19 protein-coding genes are annotated in these 17420 nt (G+C 63.9%); 9 read left to right on the top strand and 10 right to left on the bottom strand.

The annotated features are described in order from the left end of the window. Positions 1–34: 34 nt before the first annotated feature. Positions 35–637 (top strand): nucleotidyltransferase family protein, encoded by a 603-nt coding sequence (locus AC1D0I_RS02805; protein ID WP_477392916.1) that lies wholly within the window; start codon positions 35–37, stop codon positions 635–637. A gap of 107 nt (positions 638–744) precedes the next feature. Here the strand turns inward: AC1D0I_RS02805 and AC1D0I_RS02800 are convergent, their stop codons facing one another. After that, the gene (locus AC1D0I_RS02800) at positions 745–1740 is read right to left on the bottom strand and encodes an aldo/keto reductase (protein ID WP_477392914.1); all 996 of its coding nucleotides are present in this window, start codon (positions 1738–1740) and stop codon (positions 745–747) included. 175 nt (positions 1741–1915) lie between these two features. On the opposite strand from AC1D0I_RS02800, the gene AC1D0I_RS02795 reads away from it, so the two are divergent. The 7 genes from AC1D0I_RS02795 (at position 1916) to AC1D0I_RS02765 (ending at position 7601) form a co-directional block, all read left to right on the top strand. Beyond that, positions 1916–2806 (top strand): LysR family transcriptional regulator, encoded by an 891-nt coding sequence (locus AC1D0I_RS02795; protein WP_477392912.1) that lies wholly within the window; start codon positions 1916–1918, stop codon positions 2804–2806. 128 nt (positions 2807–2934) lie between these two features. After that, entirely contained in the window at positions 2935–3513 is a 579-nt protein-coding gene (locus AC1D0I_RS02790) for a cytochrome b (protein WP_477392910.1), read from the top strand. Positions 3514–3584: 71 nt separating this feature from the next. After that, complete coding sequence (locus AC1D0I_RS02785) at positions 3585–4160, top strand: YceI family protein (protein ID WP_457150094.1); 576 nt, start codon at positions 3585–3587, stop codon at positions 4158–4160. A gap of 78 nt (positions 4161–4238) precedes the next feature. Beyond that, the gene (locus tag AC1D0I_RS02780; protein WP_477225114.1) at positions 4239–5225 is read left to right on the top strand and encodes a Gfo/Idh/MocA family protein; all 987 of its coding nucleotides are present in this window, start codon (positions 4239–4241) and stop codon (positions 5223–5225) included. 81 nt (positions 5226–5306) lie between these two features. Beyond that, positions 5307–6965, top strand: a complete 1659-nt coding sequence (locus AC1D0I_RS02775) for an FAD-binding dehydrogenase (RefSeq protein WP_477392908.1) — start codon at positions 5307–5309, stop codon at positions 6963–6965. Positions 6966–7167: 202 nt separating this feature from the next. Further along, a complete protein-coding gene (locus AC1D0I_RS02770) occupies positions 7168–7359 on the top strand; it encodes a hypothetical protein (RefSeq protein ID WP_477392906.1) in 192 nt (63 codons plus the stop codon). 20 nt (positions 7360–7379) lie between these two features. Then, on the top strand, positions 7380–7601 hold the full coding sequence (locus AC1D0I_RS02765) for a hypothetical protein (protein ID WP_477392904.1): 222 nt from the start codon (positions 7380–7382) through the stop codon (positions 7599–7601). Between the two features lie 17 nt (positions 7602–7618). Here AC1D0I_RS02765 and AC1D0I_RS02760 read toward each other — a convergent pair whose 3' ends face one another. Continuing rightward, positions 7619–7999, bottom strand: coding sequence for a hypothetical protein (locus AC1D0I_RS02760; RefSeq protein ID WP_477392902.1), 381 nt, complete (start codon positions 7997–7999; stop codon positions 7619–7621). A gap of 49 nt (positions 8000–8048) precedes the next feature. Between AC1D0I_RS02760 and dapA the strand changes: the two genes are divergently transcribed. Beyond that, entirely contained in the window at positions 8049–9002 is a 954-nt protein-coding gene (gene dapA / locus AC1D0I_RS02755) for a 4-hydroxy-tetrahydrodipicolinate synthase (protein WP_477393241.1), read from the top strand. Here dapA and AC1D0I_RS02750 read toward each other — a convergent pair. The 8 genes from AC1D0I_RS02750 to bcoG all read right to left on the bottom strand — a co-directional run bounded on the left by AC1D0I_RS02750 (position 8961) and on the right by bcoG (position 17328). Beyond that, complete coding sequence (locus AC1D0I_RS02750; protein WP_477392900.1) at positions 8961–9281, bottom strand: hypothetical protein; 321 nt, start codon at positions 9279–9281, stop codon at positions 8961–8963. The two genes, dapA and AC1D0I_RS02750, sit on opposite strands and share 42 nt — an antisense overlap. A 131-nt stretch (positions 9282–9412) precedes the next feature. Further along, positions 9413–10351, bottom strand: coding sequence for an alpha/beta hydrolase (locus tag AC1D0I_RS02745; RefSeq protein WP_477392898.1), 939 nt, complete (start codon positions 10349–10351; stop codon positions 9413–9415). A 223-nt stretch (positions 10352–10574) separates the two neighbouring features. Further along, positions 10575–11357: a carnitinyl-CoA dehydratase gene (locus AC1D0I_RS02740; protein ID WP_477392896.1), complete on the bottom strand. Its 783-nt coding sequence runs from the start codon at positions 11355–11357 to the stop codon at positions 10575–10577. Beyond that, on the bottom strand, positions 11350–13428 hold the full coding sequence (locus AC1D0I_RS02735) for an acetate--CoA ligase family protein (RefSeq protein ID WP_477392894.1): 2079 nt from the start codon (positions 13426–13428) through the stop codon (positions 11350–11352). The genes AC1D0I_RS02740 and AC1D0I_RS02735 overlap by 8 nt, the downstream gene beginning before the upstream one ends. An 84-nt stretch (positions 13429–13512) precedes the next feature. Continuing rightward, positions 13513–14676, bottom strand: coding sequence for an acyl-CoA dehydrogenase family protein (locus AC1D0I_RS02730; protein ID WP_477392892.1), 1164 nt, complete (start codon positions 14674–14676; stop codon positions 13513–13515). Positions 14677–14680: 4 nt separating this feature from the next. Continuing rightward, positions 14681–15763 (bottom strand): carnitine 3-dehydrogenase, encoded by a 1083-nt coding sequence (locus tag AC1D0I_RS02725; RefSeq protein WP_477392890.1) that lies wholly within the window; start codon positions 15761–15763, stop codon positions 14681–14683. Next, the gene (locus AC1D0I_RS02720) at positions 15760–16389 is read right to left on the bottom strand and encodes an HD domain-containing protein (RefSeq protein ID WP_477392888.1); all 630 of its coding nucleotides are present in this window, start codon (positions 16387–16389) and stop codon (positions 15760–15762) included. Before AC1D0I_RS02720 ends, AC1D0I_RS02725 begins: the two co-directional genes overlap by 4 nt. Positions 16390–16410: 21 nt before the next feature. Next, on the bottom strand, positions 16411–17328 hold the full coding sequence (bcoG, locus tag AC1D0I_RS02715) for a 3-dehydrocarnitine:acetyl-CoA trimethylamine transferase BcoG (RefSeq protein WP_095084316.1): 918 nt from the start codon (positions 17326–17328) through the stop codon (positions 16411–16413). Between the last annotated feature and the right edge of the window lie 92 nt (positions 17329–17420).

Genomic DNA, 17420 nt, shown 5'->3' with positions numbered 1-17420 from the left:
TGCGGGCAAGTGGCGAATCGCCCTCCAAAGGGCGATGGACAATTTGCGCTATTCAGGGCTCCCGTTCGAAGCACAACGTGCGGCGTTTCTCGACATCGTGTCGAGAGATGCGTTGCTGAGTGACGCTTTGGGCCGGGCGCGGCGTCTTGCCTTGCCCGACTGGCTGCTGGTCTCCGGCGCGCTCTACAACACCGTCTGGAACGAGCTGACCGGCAAGCCATCGGGTTACGGCGTCAGGGATGTCGACCTGTTCTATTTCGATGACAGCGACCTGTCCTATGAGGCTGAGGATGGCGTGATCGCCGCTGCCGCTCCGGTCTTTGCTGGACTGCCGCTGCCGGTCGAGGTGCGCAACCAGGCTCGCGTCCATCTCTGGTATCCCCTGAAGTTCGGACAGCCGTGCCCGCGCTACACGAGTTCCAGCGACTCGGTCCGCCACTTCGCCTCCAAAACCCACGCGGTCGGCGTCCGTTTCGACGCGGATGGGCAGCTTGACCTCGTGGCGCCGTTTGGCCTCGACGACATCTTCTCGTTTCGCATCACACCGAACCGGATGATGGACAACCGCCAGACGCATGAGGCCAAGGGCGCGCGTGCGAAGGCCTGTTGGCCGGAGATCACTGTCTATCCTTGGTGATGTCGGCGGGACAGAGGGGGTGTTTCGCGCCAACGTCTCGCACCTCCACGCGGTGCAAAAAGGAGGCGCCGCAGCGCCCCCTTTCAACTATCCGGCGGTGACCAAGCTCACCCATTCACAAGCGCCAGCAACTCCTCGGTGTAGCGCTTGCCGGTCACCTTATCCGGCGACAGCGCCTCGCCGATCGTTTGCACTTCGGCCGCGCTCAGCTCGATCCCGGCCGCTGCCGTGTTCTGCTCCAGATGGCGGATTTTGCGCGCGCCGGGGATCGGCACGATGGAATCGCCCTGGTGCAGCACCCAGGCCAGCGCCAGCTGCGCCGGGGTCCCGCCCTTTTCAGCCGCCATTTTCTCCAGCGTGGCGATGACAGCGGCGTTGGCGGCCATGGCGTCGGCCTGGAAGCGCGGCAGGCCACGGCGCCAGTCGTCGTCGCTCAAAGCCTCGGGCTTGGCGATGGTGCCGGTCAACAGGCCACGGCCGAGCGGGCTGTAGGGGACGAAGCCGATGCCGAGTTCGCGGCAGACGGCGAGCACCTCGTCTTCCGGATCACGGCTCCACAGCGAGTATTCGCTTTGCACGGCCGATATCGGATGCACGGCATGCGCCCGGCGGATGGTTGCCGCACTCGCCTCCGACAGGCCGAGCGCCCGCACCTTGCCTTCGCGCACCAGTTCGGCCATGGCGCCGACCGTGTCCTCGATCGGCACGTTGGGATCGACGCGATGCTGGTAGTAGAGGTCGATGACATCGGTGCCAAGCCGCTTCAGCGACGCCTCGGCGACCGCCTTGACATGTTCGGGGCGGCTGTCGACGCCGGCCATGCGGTCGATGCCGGTGCCTTCCTCCAAAATCTTGAAGCCGAATTTGGTGGCGATGGTCACCTTGTCACGAACCGCCTTCAGCGCCTTGCCAAGCAGGATCTCATTCTCGTAGGGGCCGTAGACTTCCGCCGTATCGAAGAAGTTGACGCCGATCTCGATGGCACGGTGCAACGTGGCGATCGCCTCGGCCTCCGGCTGGCCGCCATAGACAAAACTCATGCCCATGCAGCCGAGGCCGACGGGATAGACGTTCAATTCAGTTCCTAGCTTGCGGGTTTGCATCACGCGTCTCCTTGTTGCGATGCTTAACGCGTCGACAACGCGCTTTAAGTCTTAAGCATGTCGTTGCCCCCAAAACCGCTGCGCACTTTTGGGCGACATGCTTGGGGAGATAGCGCCTTGCTTTCCGTTCGATAATGGTCTCTCTTTTGCACGGCTTGTTCTAAGAAATAGATCAATGAATCGAACGAACCTCTCCCAACTCGCGGTGTTGGCCACCGTCGCCCGATGCGCCAGCTTTCGCGGGGCCGCCCGCGAACTTGGCATCGCGCCTTCGGCGGTCAGCCATGCGGTGTCCAGCCTGGAGGCGAGGCTGGGCGTTCGTCTTCTGGCCCGCAGCACCCGCAGCGTCGCCCCCACCGAGGAGGGCGCGCAGCTGCTTGAACGGTTGCGGTCGGCACTTTCCGAGATCGACCTTGCACTGGAGACGGCGGTCGAGGCGCGCGACCGGCCGGCCGGCAATCTTCGGCTCAGCGTACCGCGCACCGCCGCCCATCTGGTGTTGACGCCACGGCTCGGTGCGTTCGCGGCGGTCTATCCCGACATCGTGTTGGAGATCGTCATCGAGGATCGTTTCACCGATGTCGTCGAAGGCGGTTTCGACGCCGGTGTGCGACTTGGCGAGAGCTTGCAGCGCGACATGATCGCCGTGCGCATCGGGCCGGACATTCGTGGCGCGGTGGTCGGCGCGCCGTCCTATTTCGAAACCATGCCCAGGCCACACCACCCGCGTGAGCTTGCCGGTCATCGCTGCATCCGCTTCCGCTTCTCCAGTGGCATCGTGTACCGGTGGGAGTTCGAGAAGGGTGGCGAGGCGATCGAGATGGCCGTGCAGGGACCGCTTGTCCTCGATGAGGACCATCTGATCGCCCAGGCCGTCGTCGATGGTGCCGGGCTCGCCTTTGTCTTCGAGGATTATGTCGCCACGCCGCTCTCCGACGGCCGACTGATCCGCGTGCTGGAGGACTGGTGCCCGCCTTTCGAGGGGTTCTTCGTCTACTATCCCAGCCGCCGCCAGATGCGGCCGGCGCTGCGCGCCTTCGTCGATTTCTTCAAGATGAGCGGATAACTTCACCCTCCCCTTGTGGGGAGGGTCGCGCAGCAACTGCCGCAAGGCGGCTTTTGCGAAGCGGGGGATTTCGTAGGGCGCAGGGTGAAGCGAAGGAAGAAAGTCCCCCCGGCATTCGTTCACGTCCCATGCAGGCATCAATTACCAACAGCATGACCCGGTATGGCTGGGGTGCGATCATTCTTCACTGGCTGATTGCGCTGATCTTCATCGGCCAGTTCGGGCTCGGCTTCATCATGGTGCGGCTGGCCAGCCAGCGCACTGCCTTCGAACTGATCCAGCTGCACAAATCCTTCGGCTATCTGCTGCTCGGATTGGTGATCCTGCGCATCGCCTGGCGCTTCGGCAATGCGGCGCCGGCGCTGCCGCGCTCGGTTGGAACCTTGGAGCGGCGGGCCGCGCCGCTCGCTCACATTGCGCTCTACGCGTTTCAACTGGCCCTGCCCTTGTCCGGCTGGGCGCTGGTGTCGGTGTCGATGCTGGAGATCCCCAGCCTGCCGTTCAATCTTTTCCTCATGCCGAACCTGCCGCTGGCCGAATCGGATGCGGCCGAAAGCTTCTGGGCGTCAGCGCATTGGTATCTCGCCTATGCCGGCATGGCCCTGGTGGTGCTGCATGTCGCGGCGGCGCTGCGTCATCATTTCCAGCTCAAGGACCCCGTGCTCACGCGCATGATCACGCCTTCGTCAGCGGACAGTGCGGAATAGAGCGGCCGGGTCATTCGTTCATTGTGTGAGGGCGCGCAGGAAATGCGCTGCCTACAACAAGGAACACCTCAATGTACACGCGTATCCTCGGATTTGCGGCGGTCGCCGTTTGCTTTGCCATGCCGGCTTCAGCGGCAATCGCGCTTGGTGATGCCGCCGGCAGTTACGCGATCAGCCCGGCCAACTCCTCGATCCACTTTTCCATCGGCAAGGTCGGTGGTGGCGGCCTCGATGGCGCCTTCGGCCGCTTCAAAGGCTCGATCCGCATCGACAACAGCGACGTCGCCCGCTCGCAGGTCAATTTCACCATATTTCCCGAAAGCGTCGGTACCGGCCAGGGCCGCATCGATGCCTTCCTGCGCTCGGACGCGGTGTTCGACGCCGCCGACAGCCCCGAGATCCGGTTCCGCTCGACCAGCGTGACCCGGACCAGCGACACCACGGCCCTCGTCAGCGGCCGCCTGACGGCGCGCGGCAAGACGTTTCCGGAAGAATTCACGGCCCAGCTTGGCGACCTCAAGGCCGGCACGATAAAATTCCATGTCACCGGCAAGGTGCTCAGGTCACGCTACGGCATGGATGTCGGCACGCCGATCTATTCCAACATCGTCGCCTTCGATATGACGCTCACGGGCAAACGGAGCTGATCCAGGCAGTCCTGGTCATTGGCTTTTCCTGAGATTTCGGGCAAACCTCGTCGCCTGCAATCGCTATGGAGAAGCCTGATGTTTCGATGGGGTGTGTTGTCGACGGCCAAGATCGGCCGCGAGCAGTTGTTGCCGGCAATGGTCGACGCGGAGAACGGTGTTCTGTCGGCGATTGCCAGCCGCGACCTGTCGAAGGCCAAGGCCCTGGCTGAGCGCTTCGGCGCGCGCCATGCATTCGGCTCCTATGAGGACCTGCTCGCCTCCAGCGAGGTCGACGGCGTCTACATCCCGCTGCCGACCTCCCAACACGTCGAATGGACGGCCAAGGCGATCGAGGCCGGCAAGCACGTACTGGTCGAAAAGCCGCTGGCGCTCGACGCCAAGGACATCCTGCCGCTAATCAAGCTGCGCGATGCCAAGAAGGTGCTGGTCTGCGAGGCCTTCATGGTCATCTACCACCCGCAATGGATCAAGGTGCGCGATCTCATCGCCAGCGGCGCGATCGGCCGCCTGCGCCACGTCCAGGGCGCCTTCTCCTATTACAATGTCGACCCCGACAACATGCGCAACAAGCTCGATCTCGGCGGCGGCGCGCTGCCCGACATCGGCGTCTACCCGACCGTCTCGACGCGCTTTTCCACCGGCAAGGAGCCGCTGCGCGTCCAGGCGACGATAGAGCGCGACAAGACATTCGGCACCGACATCTATTCCTCGATCCGCGCCGATTTCGGCGACTTCGAGCTGTCCTTCTACCTGTCGACGCAGATGGCGGCGCGCCAGGTCATGGTGTTCCATGGCGAGAAGGGGTTCATCGAGGTGTTTTCGCCCTTCAACGCCGGGCTCTACGACCATCACCGCGTCGAACTGCACAACCAGAACCACACGGAGGCGCAGGTATTCCGCTTTCCCGGCACCCAGCAGTACCGGCTGGAGGTCGAGACCTTCGCTCGGGCCGCACAGGGTGGCAAGGAGCGGGTCTTCACTCTGGAGGAATCCGTGCTCAACCAGAAGGTCATCGACGCCATCTTCCGCGCTGGCGGCAAGGAAGGTTGGGAAGCCGTCTAGCCAGCCCTTTGTTCGACGCAATTCCGGAGGGAAAACCGTTCACGCTGGAATTGCTTTAGCCGGCAAATGGGGAGGGGAAAGATGGCTGACGATGCGGACGTGATCATTGTCGGCGCTGGCCTTGCCGGGCTGGTCGCCGCCGCCGAGCTTGCCGAGGCCGGCAAGAGAACCGTCATCGTCGACCAGGAGCCGGAACAGTCGCTCGGCGGCCAGGCGTTCTGGTCGTTCGGCGGGCTCTTCCTCGTCGATTCGCCCGAGCAGCGGCGCATGCGCATCCGCGATTCGCATGACCTGGCGCTCGAAGACTGGCTGGGCACCGCCGCTTTCGACCGCCCGGAAGATTACTGGCCGCGCAAATGGGCCGAAGCCTATGTCGGCTTCGCCGCCGGCGAGAAGCGCTCATGGCTGATGCAGCGCGGCCTGAAATTCTTCCCCGTCGTCGGTTGGGCCGAGCGTGGCGGTGGCAATGCCATCGGCCATGGCAATTCGGTGCCGCGCTTTCACGTCACCTGGGGCACCGGCCCCGGCGTGCTTGAACCCTTCGTCCAGCGCGTCCGCGAAGCCGAGAAAAGCGGGCTGATCCGCTTCAAATTCCGCCACAGGGTCAACGAATTGACCCGCACGGGTGCCACCGTCGACGGCGTGCGCGGCGAAATCCTGCAGCCAAGCACCGTCGAGCGTGGTCACAAGAGCTCGCGCGACCTTTCAGGTGATTTCGAGCTTCATGCGCAGGCGGTGATCGTCGCCTCCGGCGGCATTGGCGCCAATCACCAGCTTGTCCGGGAAAACTGGCCGAAGCGGCTGGGCGCGGCACCCAAGCGCATGATCACGGGCGTGCCCGACCATGTCGACGGCCGCATGCTGGCGATCACCGAAGCGGCCGGCGGCAGCATCATCAATCGCGACCGCATGTGGCACTATGTCGAGGGCATCAAGAACTGGGCGCCGATCTGGACAGATCATGCGATCCGCATCCTGCCCGGCCCGTCATCGCTGTGGCTCGATGCCAGGGGCAAGCGCCTGCCGGTGCCGCTCTATCCTGGCTTCGACACACTGGGCACGCTCAGCCACATTATGAGCACCGGCTTCGATTATTCCTGGTTCATCCTGACCAGGAAGATCATCCAGAAGGAGTTCGCGCTGTCGGGTTCCGAACAGAACCCCGACCTGACCGGCAAGAGCTGGCGTCAGGTGCTCGGCCGCGCCACGTCGGGCATTCCGGGCCCGGTGAAGGCGTTTATGGAGAAGGGCGAGGATTTCATCGTCGAGGCCGACCTGCCGAAGCTGGTCGCCCGCATGAACGCGCTGGCCGGCGGCGAGCCGCTGCTCGAACTCGCAAAGGTCGAACGCGAGATCCGCGCCCGCGACCGGCAGCTCGACAATCCGTTCTCCAAGGACATGCAGATCACCGCGTTGCGCGGTGCGCGTGCTTACCTTGTCGACAAACTGATCCGCACGGCCAAGCCACATAAAATGCTTGACCCAGCAAACGGCCCGCTGATCGCAGTCCGCCTCAACATCCTGACCCGCAAGACGCTGGGCGGCCTGGAGACCGATCTCGACAGCCGCGTGCTGGGTGCCGACGGCCAGCCGGTGGCCGGGCTTTATGCCGTTGGTGAGGTCGCAGGTTTCGGTGGCGGCGGTGTGCATGGCTATGCGGCGCTCGAAGGCACGTTCCTCGGCGGCTGCATCTTTTCCGGCCGCAGCGCCGGCCGGGCCGCGGCCGCCGCAGTGGCGTGAAACGGCGACAACGCGATCCGATTTCCAGCCCTGGGTGCCACATACGCCCAGGCGATAAACATATGACTTTTTTATATTTTTCAGTTTTCGGCCGCCTCGAATACAAATGCGGATCCTTTTATCTTTCTGAGTGCGGCCGGTCCTGAGCCGCTGTAGGCAATCACCACCTTGTGGCGACAGTTAAGAAAGAAAGAAGTCTTCGATGTTCCTCTCAGACGGGCTCTATCTGCCCACCCATCGTCCGCTGCCGGCGTCGCAGCTTGAGCAAGCGCGGCGTGCTGCCAACAACAATCGCAGGCCGGTCAAACTGGTCGCGCCCTTCACTCCGACATGGTGGCTCCTGGTCGCCGGCGGCTTGCTGGTCGCCGCCACCATCGCTGCTCAAGTTTCCTGATCGCAAAGCAGAAGATTATCATGCAACGTTCTCATATCCCCTCTGACGGAAACGCCCTTCACCGTTTCGTGGTTGGGCGCGACGGCGAAGGCCGCTGGATCGCGCGCGACGAAGAAGGCATGACCGGCGGTGTTTTCGCCGACAGGACCTCGGCTGTACGTTTCGCCACGATGGAAAGCGGTCATCAGGCTGGCGCGATACGTTTCGCCCCGGCAAGCGTGTGCCTTTCCCTGTTCAACTGATCCTGTTCCGGCTGCTTTCACCTTTCCGAAACGGTCTGACCATGGACACGTCCAACACTGCCGATCTGGCCGGATTGTTCGATCGTCTCCCGCATGTCGGCAGGCTGCTCGAACACCAGCTGTGGGAGGCCGCACGCGGCCTGTCGCTCGACAGATCGTCCCGACCAGGCCGGCGGTTTGCCGGCCTGGTCGAGGCCGGCGCCACGCTCGACGCCGTTCTCCTGCTCGTCGCCCTCTCGAAACCGGAGCGCTCGGTTTCGTCGCTCAGCAGGATCGGCGAGCGATGGTTTTGCACCATTCAAACCCCGCCTGTAGCGACGCCGGGCAACGCCTGCATAGCCGAAGCGGACCACACCGATCTGGCTGCAGCGGTGCTCTCGGCTTTGCTTCTTACGCACCTCGAACAGGCGGCGTCCTCAAACAATCACCAAGGAGAATTTGATTGCCATGACACCCGAACAAGCACGAACGCGCCTGACCGGAGCGATGACCGCGCTGGTAACGCCATTCACCGACGGCGAGGTCGACCTGAAGCAACTGACCACGCTGCTGCGCTGGCAGATCGAGCAAGGGATCAACGGGCTGGTGCCGTGCGGCACCACCGGTGAGTCCCCGACCTTATCGTGGGAGGAGCGCCTCGACATCATCGCGCTCTGCGTGAAAATTGCCGCGGGCAGGGTGCCGATCATCGCCGGCACCGGGACGAACAGCACCGAGACGACGATTGCTCTTTCGACAGCCGCCGAGGCTTTCGGGGCCGACGCTGCCCTCATCGTCACGCCCTACTACAACAGGCCGAGCCAGGAGGGGATTTTCCGCCACTTCGAAGCCATCGCCGGCAAGGTCAAGATACCGATTATCGTCTACAACGTCCCGGCCCGTACCGGTGTCGACCTGTCGCAGGAGACGGTCGAACGCCTGGCGCAGATTCCAACCATCGTCGGCATCAAGGACGCTACTGGCGATGTGAACCGCCTGTCCTCGCTGCCCGCCGTGCTGAGGCGCCGTTTCATCTGCCTGTCCGGCCACGACGCCACGTCTTTCGGCTTCAACTCGATGGGCGGGCGTGGCACGATCTCCGTGGTCTCCAACGTCGCCCCGCGACTGTGCGTCGAGATGCATGATGCCTCCCGGCAAGACGACCACCACACCGCTCGGGCCATCCATCATCGCTTGCGGCCACTCATCGCGGCGCTCGAGCTGGAGAGCAATCCGGTGCCGGTCAAATACGCCCTTCATCTGGCGCTGGGGCTGAGCCCGGACGTCCGCTTGCCAATGACCCCTGTCCGTCTTGAAACCGCGACGGCAATTCGAGAGGCGATGGTGACTTTGAACGAGGGTGGACCCAGCGCAATGCAATCAGGACGGATTGCGGTCGCGCCTGCTCAGCAGCGGTTTTGACGGAGCGGCCTTGCCGTCGGCGGCATAAACCAGGCCCGGTTGGACGATCCATTCGCCAGTCCGCAGCGCTTCGACATCGAAACGCCCATCGGCGTCGCGCGTTGCAACGCCGACATAGCGATATCGGGATCCGCTCGCATCGATGACCGTATCGGCGATCGGATGGCCGGCGAGCCGGCCGATGATCGCGCCCTGTTCTCTGAGGTTTGCCAGGACGAAATATTCCGTAGGCACCCTGCGGCTGACCCTGGAGGTCAGCCAGACTGAATGTGTTCTCATGGTCCTTGAAGCCAGTCTGTCGTTCCGGCCGCCGTCGAGCGGCGGCCCGGAAGTACTTAATCGCTCGCCGCATAGGAATTCGAGAGCAGGTTTTGGCCTGAATTATATACGCCGCATATGGATGACGGCGCTCAGGGGACCCATTCGCCCGTTCCCAAAGCGGCTACCGCATCGACGATCCGCGTAAAGCTGGCGCGGGCGCGGCCGACCGTGTGCCGGGCTCGCAGATAGCCATGCACCAGCCCAGGTTCCTCGAACCAATATGCCCGTCCGCCGGCGGCGGCGACGCGTGCGCGATAGGCTTCGCCGTCTGATGACAGCGGGTCGCACTCGGCAGTGATCAGCACCGTCGGCGGCAGATTGGCGAAGTCGCCATCGGCGAGCGGCGACAGCGTGATGTCACCGGTCCTATCCACGCCGCCGGTGCGGATGTTCTTGTAGAACTCGAGATCGCGCACGGTCAGCATCGGCGCCTCGGCATGCGTCACATAAGAGCCGCGCGAGCGGTCGCCGCCGAGCCCGGGATAGATCAGCACCTGGCCGATCGGCGTGCGCGGATGGCCGCGTGTCGCATGGCTGACGGCAGCGGCAAGATTGCCGCCGGCGCTGTCGCCGCAAAGCACGATGGGATGCTCGCGATTGGCGGTGGCCCATTCGAAGGCGCTCATCACGTCGTCGAAGGCCGCCGGATGCAGGTGTTCCGGCGCCAGCCGGTAGTCGACCGAGACGACCTCATAGTCGGTACGGGCGCAGAGTTCGGCGCAGACATCGTCATGGCTGTCCAGCCCGCCGAGGATGAAGCCGCCGCCATGGAAATACAGAACCGTCGCCGCCGGTTGCGGCGCGCTTCGGTAGACGCGGATCGGGATGTCGTGCGTGGGCGCGGCAATGGCGGAGGTTTCGACTGCAACCCCCTCGGGGTAGCCGGCAAAGAATTCGCGGCACATCCGGTCATAGATCTCGCGCTGCTGCGCGATCGTGTAGTCGATCGTATCAGGCGGATAATAGGAATTGGTCCGCTCGATGAAGGCCCAGGTCTCGGCGTCGATGAGGGCTTTGTAGTCGGTCATGGGCGCTGGAAGGGCTGCCAAGGTTGAGCCTGGGCACCCCCCTCTGGCCTACCGGCCATCTCCCCCTCAAGGGGGGAGATTAGCAGCTTCGGCCCAGTTGCCGTTCCTGAAATGGTGAAGATTGGCGAACGCCGCTGTGACAGCCGATCTCCCCCCTTGAGGGGGAGATGCCCGGTAGGGCAGAGGGGGGCGTGACGGAACGCCATCGTTCCAGCCCTACCCACTACTTCCCCTTCCACACCGGCTCGCGTTTCTCGGCGAAAGCGCGAAAACCTTCCATATTGTCCTCGGAGCCATAGAGGGCATCGACGGTCGGCAACTGGCGGCGTGTCACCTTGTTCATCGCGTCCTGAAAGGTGAGCGCCTCGGCCACCCGCGCCGTCTCCTTGATCGCGGCAAACACCAGCGGCGGGCCGCTGGCGAGCAACCGGGCGATCTCCCAGACACGGTCCTCGAGGTTCTCCTTCGGCAGCACTTCGTTGACCAGACCCCAGCGATGCGCCTCCGCGACATCCATCCACCGGCCGGTGAGCAAAAGGTCCATGGCCACGTGATAGGGGATGCGCTTCGGCAGCTTGATCGTCGCGGCATCGGCCAGCGTGCCGGCGCGGATCTCGGGCAGCGCGAAGGAGGAATGATCGGAGGCGTAGATCAGATCGCACGACAGCGCCAGCTCGAAGCCGCCGCCGACCGCCATGCCGTTGACGCAAGCGATGACAGGCTTGTTGAGGTCGCGCAGCTCCTGCAGGCCGGCAAAGCCGCCGACGCCATAGTCGCCGTCGACCGCATCGCCGCCGGCAGCCGCCTTCAGATCCCAGCCGGCGCAGAAGAACTTGTCGCCGGCGGTCTTGACGATGGCAACGCGCAGATCAGGATCGTCGCGGAATGCCTTGAACGTCTCGCCCATCAGCCGAGAGGTCTTGAGATCGATGGCGTTGGCCTTGGGCCGGTCGAGCGTGACCTCCAGGATGGTGCCCTCGCGGCGGGTCGAAATGACGTCAGACATTCTTCTTGTCTCCCAGCACCAGCAGCGCGTCGGCGATCCAGGCGCCCTTGCCCTCTGTGCAGACGATCAGCGGGTTGATATCGAGTTCCTCGATCTCGCCGGCATTCTGCTGCACGAAGGCGGCAATGCCCGAGATAGCCTCGATGGCCGCGGCGACATCGGCTTTCGGTCGGCCACGATAGCCTTCGAGCAGCGGGAACAGTTTGAGGCCGCGCAACGCTGCCTCGATGTCGTCGCGGGTTGCCGGCAGCATCAGCGTGACGCTGTCGCGCAACAACTCGACCAACACGCCGCCGGTGCCCAGCGTCATCACCGCGCCGAACATCGGATCACGGGTGAAGCCGACGATCAGTTCGGCGACACCGTCGCGCACCATGCGCTCGACATAAAGACCGGTGCCGAGCGGCAGCAGGTCATGCGCTGCCGTACTGACGGATTCGGCGTCCTTGAGGTTGAGCCTGACAGCACCGACCTCGGATTTGTGGGTGACGCCCAGCGCCTTCAGCGCCACCGGAAAGCCGAGCGCCATCGAGGAGATCACCGCCTCGACGGCATTGGCAGCGCGTTCGCCCTTGGGCACCGGCAGGCCGGCTTTGATCAGCCGCGATTTCGCCTCGGCTTCATCGGGCGTGATGTGGTCGCCACCGGGCGCGCCGGAGGCGGACGTGTCGATAGGCTGCGCCTGCGGTTCGCGCCACGCCCAGCCGATGAAGGCTGCCGCCTGGGCGGCGTCCATGGCCTCGGAAATGCCGAACAACGGCACCATGCCGCGCGCCATCAGCCCGGCCGTGTACTCCTCCGGCAGGTTCTCCGGGAGGGAGGAAACGATGGCACCTTGCGCCCTGTTGGTCTTCAGCGCCGATTCGAAGGCGCGCAGCGTCGCCCACCAGTCGGTGTCCGAGCAGCGGTCGGGGCGCGGGAAGTCCAGCACCAGCATGTTGAGGTCGAAGCCGCCCGACACCATGGCGGTGAAGGTGGCGGTCATCGCCGGCTCGTTGTTCCAGATGAAGGTGTGGTAGTCGAGCGGGTTGGCCACCGCCACCAGCGGCCCGAGCGTCGATTTGACATGAGCGCGGTGCGAACCGGTCAGGTCAGGGAAATTGACCCAGCGGCCTTCGGCACTGTCGGCCATGACGGAGGCCTCGCCGCCCGAACAGCTCATCGACGACAGACGATAACCAGGCAGCGGACCAGTGACGTGCAGCAGCTTCAGCGCCTCGATGAAGGCGGGGATGGAATCGACGCGGGCGATGCCGAGCCGCCTCAGGAAAGCGCCCGAGGCCGCGTCCGAGCCGGCCAGCGAGGCTGTGTGCGAGACTGTCGCCTGCCGCGCCTGTTCGGAACGTCCGACTTTCATGGCGATGATCGGCTTCTTCAGCTCGCGTGCCCGGGCCGCCAGCCGTTCGAAGCCGGCTACCGAATCGAAGGCCTCGATGTGCAGGCCGAGCGACGTGACCCGCTCGTCCTCGATCAGGCCAAGCGCCATTTCGGACAGACCGGTCTGCGCCTGGTTGCCGGCGGTCATGAGGAAGGCGATCGGCAGGCCGCGCTTCTGCATCGTCATGTTGATGGCGATGTTGGACGACTGGGTGATGATGGCGACGCCTTTGCCGCCCTCGGCCAGCCTGATGCCGCCATGCTGGTCGGGCCACAGCAGTGCGCCATCGGCATAGTTGATCAGGCCATAGCAATTCGGCCCGATGATTGGCATCTGGCCCGCCGCCGCGACGAGCTCGGCCTGCAGCCGTTCGCCGTCGTCGTCATAGGCTTCGGTCTCGAGGAAGCCTGCGGCAAAGCAGACGGCGCCGCCGGCGCCGCGCTCGGCCAGCTCCTTGACCACCTCGATGGTCAGGTGGCGGTTGACGCCGACAAAGGTGGCATCAGGCGCGCCGGGCAGATCGGCCACCGAACGATAGGCCTTGCGGCCGGCCACCTCGTCCTTGGTCGGGTGTACCGGCCAGATCTCGCCGGCAAAGCCCATCTTGATCGATTGAGCGACGACGGCGGCAGCCTGCGCACCGCCGAAGACGGCGATCGACTTCGGCCGCAGGAGACGTTCGAGTTTATGCATGATGGTTTTCTCGTTGGAGCATGATCTCGGGACAAACGAGATCGTTTGTCCGAGAAAACCGGATACCATTTTTCGCGATCATGCTCAGGCTCCAAACGGGCGCAGCAGCGCCCGTGAAATGATGTGGCGCTGAATCTCGGACGTGCCTTCCCAGATACGCTCGACGCGCGCGTCGCGCCAGATACGCTCCAGCGGCAGGTCGTCCATCAGCCCCATGCCGCCATGGATCTGGATCGCTTCGTCGGCGACGAAAGCAAGCATCTCGGTGGCCTTCAGTTTGGCCATGGCCATGTCCTGATCGGTGACGGTGCCCTGATCGTACTTCCAGCCGGCTTCGAACACCATCAGGTCAGCCGCCTTCAGCTCCGTCGCCATGTCGGCAAGCTTGAACGACACGCCCTGGAACTTGCCGATCTGCTGGCCGAACTGTTGGCGCTGCGCGGCATATTCGACGGCATGGCCCAGCGCCCGCTCGGCGCGGCCGAGACAAGTGGCGCCGACCTGCAGCCGGGTGGCGCCGAGCCAGGAATTGGCGACGTCAAATCCCTTGTGGACCTCGCCGAGCACCTGGCTCGCGGGAAGCCGGCAATCATCGAATTCGAGGATGGCGTTGGTGTAGCCGCGATGCGAGACGTTGCGATAGCCGTCGCGCACGGCAAAGCCCTTGGTGCCCTTGTCGACGAAAAAGGCGGTGATCTTCTTGCGCTTGCCGCGCGGCGAATCCTCTTCGCCCGAGGCCATGAAGACGATGGCGAAATCGGCGAGATCGGCATGGCTGATGAAGTGCTTGGTGCCGTTCAGCACCCAGTCGTCGCCATCCTGCACCGCGGTCGCCTTCATGCCGCGCAGATCGGAACCGGCGCCCGGCTCGGTCATCGCCAGGCAGTCCCATTTCTCGCCACGGATGCAAGGGAACAGATATTTTTCGCGCTGCTCCGGCGTGCCGGCCAAAAGGATGTTGGAAGGCCGCGCCACGCAGGTCCAGTGCAGCGCATAGTTGGCGCGGCCGAGCTCCTTTTCATAAAGCAGCCAGGTCACCGTATCGAGCCCGGCGCCACCGACGTCCGTCGGCATGTTGGCGGCGTACAGGCCGGCTTCGATCGCCTTGACCTTGATCTCCTCGATGAGTTCGCGGCGCAGCACGCCGGTGCGCTCGACCTCGCGCTCATGCGGATAAAGCTCGTTTTCGACGAAGGCTCGCGTCGTCTCGACGATGAGCTTCTGTTCCTCCGACAGCCCGAAATCCATGGGGTCAGCCCTTCTTCTTGCCGGTCTTTTTCTTCGGCTTGCTTGCCTTGGCCTTCTCTGCCGCCCTGGAGGCGGTCGGCTTCTTCGCCGCCAGCTTGGCCAACTGCTTGGTATAGTCCTTGTGCAAGGCGCCGGCGCCCCAGCCCTTGCCTTTGTTCTGCTTCGACAGCGCGTCCATGATTGCGACCAGATTGTCGTCGCGGATCTTTTCCAGCTCGCGGATCGACAGCCCATGGGCCTGATCGTCCGACTGCGTTGCGATCAGGTCGACCAATTCGTCGTTGAACTCTGGCACGTCCATCAGCTTGGTCCACGGCCATTTCAGGCACGGGCCGAACTGCGCCATGAAGTGGCGCATGCCGGCCTCGCCGCCGGCGACGCGATAGACCTGGAACATGCCCATCTGCGCCCAGCGCAGGCCGAAGCCATAGCGCATGATGTCGTCGAGTTCCTCGACCGTGCAGATGCCGTCCTTGATCAGCCACAGCGCCTCGCGCCATGCCGCTTCGAGCAGGCGGTCACCGACGAAAGCCTCGATCTCCTTGCGAATGACGACAGGCTTCATGCCGATTGAGGCGTAGATCTCCTTGGCGACTTCGATTGCTTCGGGAAAGGTCTGCTCGCCGCCGACGATCTCGACCAGCGGCAGCAGATAGACCGGGTTGAACGGATGGCCGACGACCAGCCGCTCAGGGTGCTTCTTCATCGCCACCTGCATGTCGGTCGGCTTGATGCCGGAGGTCGAGGAGCCGACAATGGCGTTGGCCGGCGCATGGGCATCGATCTCGGCCAGCACGCGGTGCTTGAGGTCGAGCCGTTCCGGCACGCTTTCCTGGATGAAATCTGCGTCGGCGACCGCCTCGGCGATGGTCTTGGCAAAGGTCAGTCTGCCCTCTTTCGGCAGGCCGCCGGGCACCATCTGCTTATAGGCGCGGCGCGCTCCCTTCATCACTTCGCTGACCTTGCGCGACGCTTCCGGATCGGGATCGAAGATCGAAACGTCAATGCCGTTGAGCAGCAGGCGCGCCACCCAGCCGGCGCCGATGACACCGCCGCCGATGGCGGCCGCCTTGTTGATGATGCTCATGCTGGGGCTCCGGTTCTCTTGGTGGCAGTTTCGGGATCGAGCAGGGGCACGCGCTCGCCGGCGCGGATCACGGAAGCGTCGTAGGCCTTGCGGGCAAAGACGTCGAGCACGAACGGTCGGAAGAATTCGATTGGCAGCGTGTCATAGTCGGGGTCGAAACTCGACTGGTCCCAGCGTTCGCAAAACGCATCGCAATCGTCGAAATAGGCGTGGCCGGCAAAGCGGTCGCGGGCGTGGCGGTCGCCGCCGAGATGATGGGCATAGTAGAGCCGCTGGAAGTCGCCATGCTTCTCCACCACCCAGGTGCATTGCTCGCGCACGAAGGGTTTCAGGATCGAAGCGGCGTATTCATCGTGATTGTAGGGCGCGTAGATGTCGCCGATGTCGTGCAGAAGCGCGCAGGCGATCCAGTCGGTGTCGGCGCCATCGCGCCAGGCGCGCGTCGCCGCCTGCAGCGAATGGCCGAGTCGGGTGATCTTGTACCCCGACAGGCCTTCATCGAGCTGGACCAGCGCGTCGAGCAGCCGCTCGCCGGTCTTCGCCGCATAGTCGATCTCATGCGCGGTCAGGAACTCGTAGTCCTGCCTGTCGCCATCCTTCATCGCCGTGAACTTGACGGTAGTCATGCCGACCTCCCAGCGATTGAGTTATGCCGCTATCGGCGCCCGCTTGGTCAGGTTCAGCTTCTTGCGCACTTCTTCGGGCCCGAGAATCCTGGCGCCCAGATTGGTGACGATGCTGGCGGCACGCTCTACCAGCTGTGCATTGGTTGCCAGCACGCCCTTGTCGAGCCAGAGATTGTCTTCCAGCCCGACGCGGACATTGCCGCCGGCAAGCACTGCTGCAGCTGCATAGGCCATCTGGTTGCGGCCGATGGCAAAGGCCGACCAGTTCCAGGTCGACGGCACATTGTTGACCATGGCCATGAAGGTGTTGAGATCGTCAGGCGCACCCCACGGCACGCCCATGCAGAGCTGCACCAGGGCATCCGGGTTCAGCACCTTTTCTTCGACCAACTGCTTGGCGAACCACAGATGACCGGTGTCGAAGGCCTCGATTTCCGGCTTGACGCCGAGCGCCGTCATCATGCCTCCCATGGCGCGCAACATGCCGGGCGTGTTGGTCATGACATAGTCGGCCTCGGCGAAATTCATGGTGCCGCAGTCGAGCGTGCAGATTTCCGGCAGGCACTGGCGCACATGTTCCATGCGGTTGGTGGCGCCGCCCATGTCGGTGCCTTTTTCATTCAAAGGCAGCGGTGCTTCGGGCGAACCGAACACCATGTCGCCGCCCATACCGGCGGTCAGGTTCAGGATGACGTCGACGTTTGCCGCGCGGATGCGCTCGGTCACTTCGCGGTAGAGATGCACGTCGCGACGAGGTTTGCCTGTTTCGGGGTCGCGCACATGGCAATGCACGATCGCGGCACCCGCCTTGGCCGCATCGATGGCCGAATCGGCGATCTGCTTGGGCGAGCGCGGCACATGCGGGCTGCGGTCCTGCGAGCCACCGGACCCGGTCACGGCACAGGTAATGAAGACCTCACGGTTCATTGCGAGCGGCATCGAATTCTCCTCCCAATCGAAACAACCATGCATGCCGCCCAAAAGTGGCAACCGGTTTTGGGACACCGACATGCATAAGAACTAACCAACAT

Source organism: Mesorhizobium sp. P2_D1, assembly GCF_056404455.1.
The sequence above is the reverse complement of the archived record's forward strand: the minus strand, read 5'-3'. Positions and strand labels throughout refer to the sequence as shown.

Coding starts and splice junctions, on each gene's coding strand:
- AC1D0I_RS02805 (WP_477392916.1), top strand. CDS start 35: ATGGACAATTTGCGCTATTCAGGGCTCCCGTTCGAAGCACAACGTGCG.
- AC1D0I_RS02800 (WP_477392914.1), bottom strand. CDS start 1,740: ATGCAAACCCGCAAGCTAGGAACTGAATTGAACGTCTATCCCGTCGGC.
- AC1D0I_RS02795 (WP_477392912.1), top strand. CDS start 1,916: ATGAATCGAACGAACCTCTCCCAACTCGCGGTGTTGGCCACCGTCGCC.
- AC1D0I_RS02790 (WP_477392910.1), top strand. CDS start 2,935: ATGCAGGCATCAATTACCAACAGCATGACCCGGTATGGCTGGGGTGCG.
- AC1D0I_RS02785 (WP_457150094.1), top strand. CDS start 3,585: ATGTACACGCGTATCCTCGGATTTGCGGCGGTCGCCGTTTGCTTTGCC.
- AC1D0I_RS02780 (WP_477225114.1), top strand. CDS start 4,239: ATGTTTCGATGGGGTGTGTTGTCGACGGCCAAGATCGGCCGCGAGCAG.
- AC1D0I_RS02775 (WP_477392908.1), top strand. CDS start 5,307: ATGGCTGACGATGCGGACGTGATCATTGTCGGCGCTGGCCTTGCCGGG.
- AC1D0I_RS02770 (WP_477392906.1), top strand. CDS start 7,168: ATGTTCCTCTCAGACGGGCTCTATCTGCCCACCCATCGTCCGCTGCCG.
- AC1D0I_RS02765 (WP_477392904.1), top strand. CDS start 7,380: ATGCAACGTTCTCATATCCCCTCTGACGGAAACGCCCTTCACCGTTTC.
- dapA (WP_477393241.1), top strand. CDS start 8,049: ATGACACCCGAACAAGCACGAACGCGCCTGACCGGAGCGATGACCGCG.
- AC1D0I_RS02750 (WP_477392900.1), bottom strand. CDS start 9,281: ATGAGAACACATTCAGTCTGGCTGACCTCCAGGGTCAGCCGCAGGGTG.
- AC1D0I_RS02745 (WP_477392898.1), bottom strand. CDS start 10,351: ATGACCGACTACAAAGCCCTCATCGACGCCGAGACCTGGGCCTTCATC.
- AC1D0I_RS02740 (WP_477392896.1), bottom strand. CDS start 11,357: ATGTCTGACGTCATTTCGACCCGCCGCGAGGGCACCATCCTGGAGGTC.
- AC1D0I_RS02735 (WP_477392894.1), bottom strand. CDS start 13,428: ATGCATAAACTCGAACGTCTCCTGCGGCCGAAGTCGATCGCCGTCTTC.
- AC1D0I_RS02730 (WP_477392892.1), bottom strand. CDS start 14,676: ATGGATTTCGGGCTGTCGGAGGAACAGAAGCTCATCGTCGAGACGACG.
- AC1D0I_RS02725 (WP_477392890.1), bottom strand. CDS start 15,763: ATGAGCATCATCAACAAGGCGGCCGCCATCGGCGGCGGTGTCATCGGC.
- AC1D0I_RS02720 (WP_477392888.1), bottom strand. CDS start 16,389: ATGACTACCGTCAAGTTCACGGCGATGAAGGATGGCGACAGGCAGGAC.
- bcoG (WP_095084316.1), bottom strand. CDS start 17,328: ATGCCGCTCGCAATGAACCGTGAGGTCTTCATTACCTGTGCCGTGACC.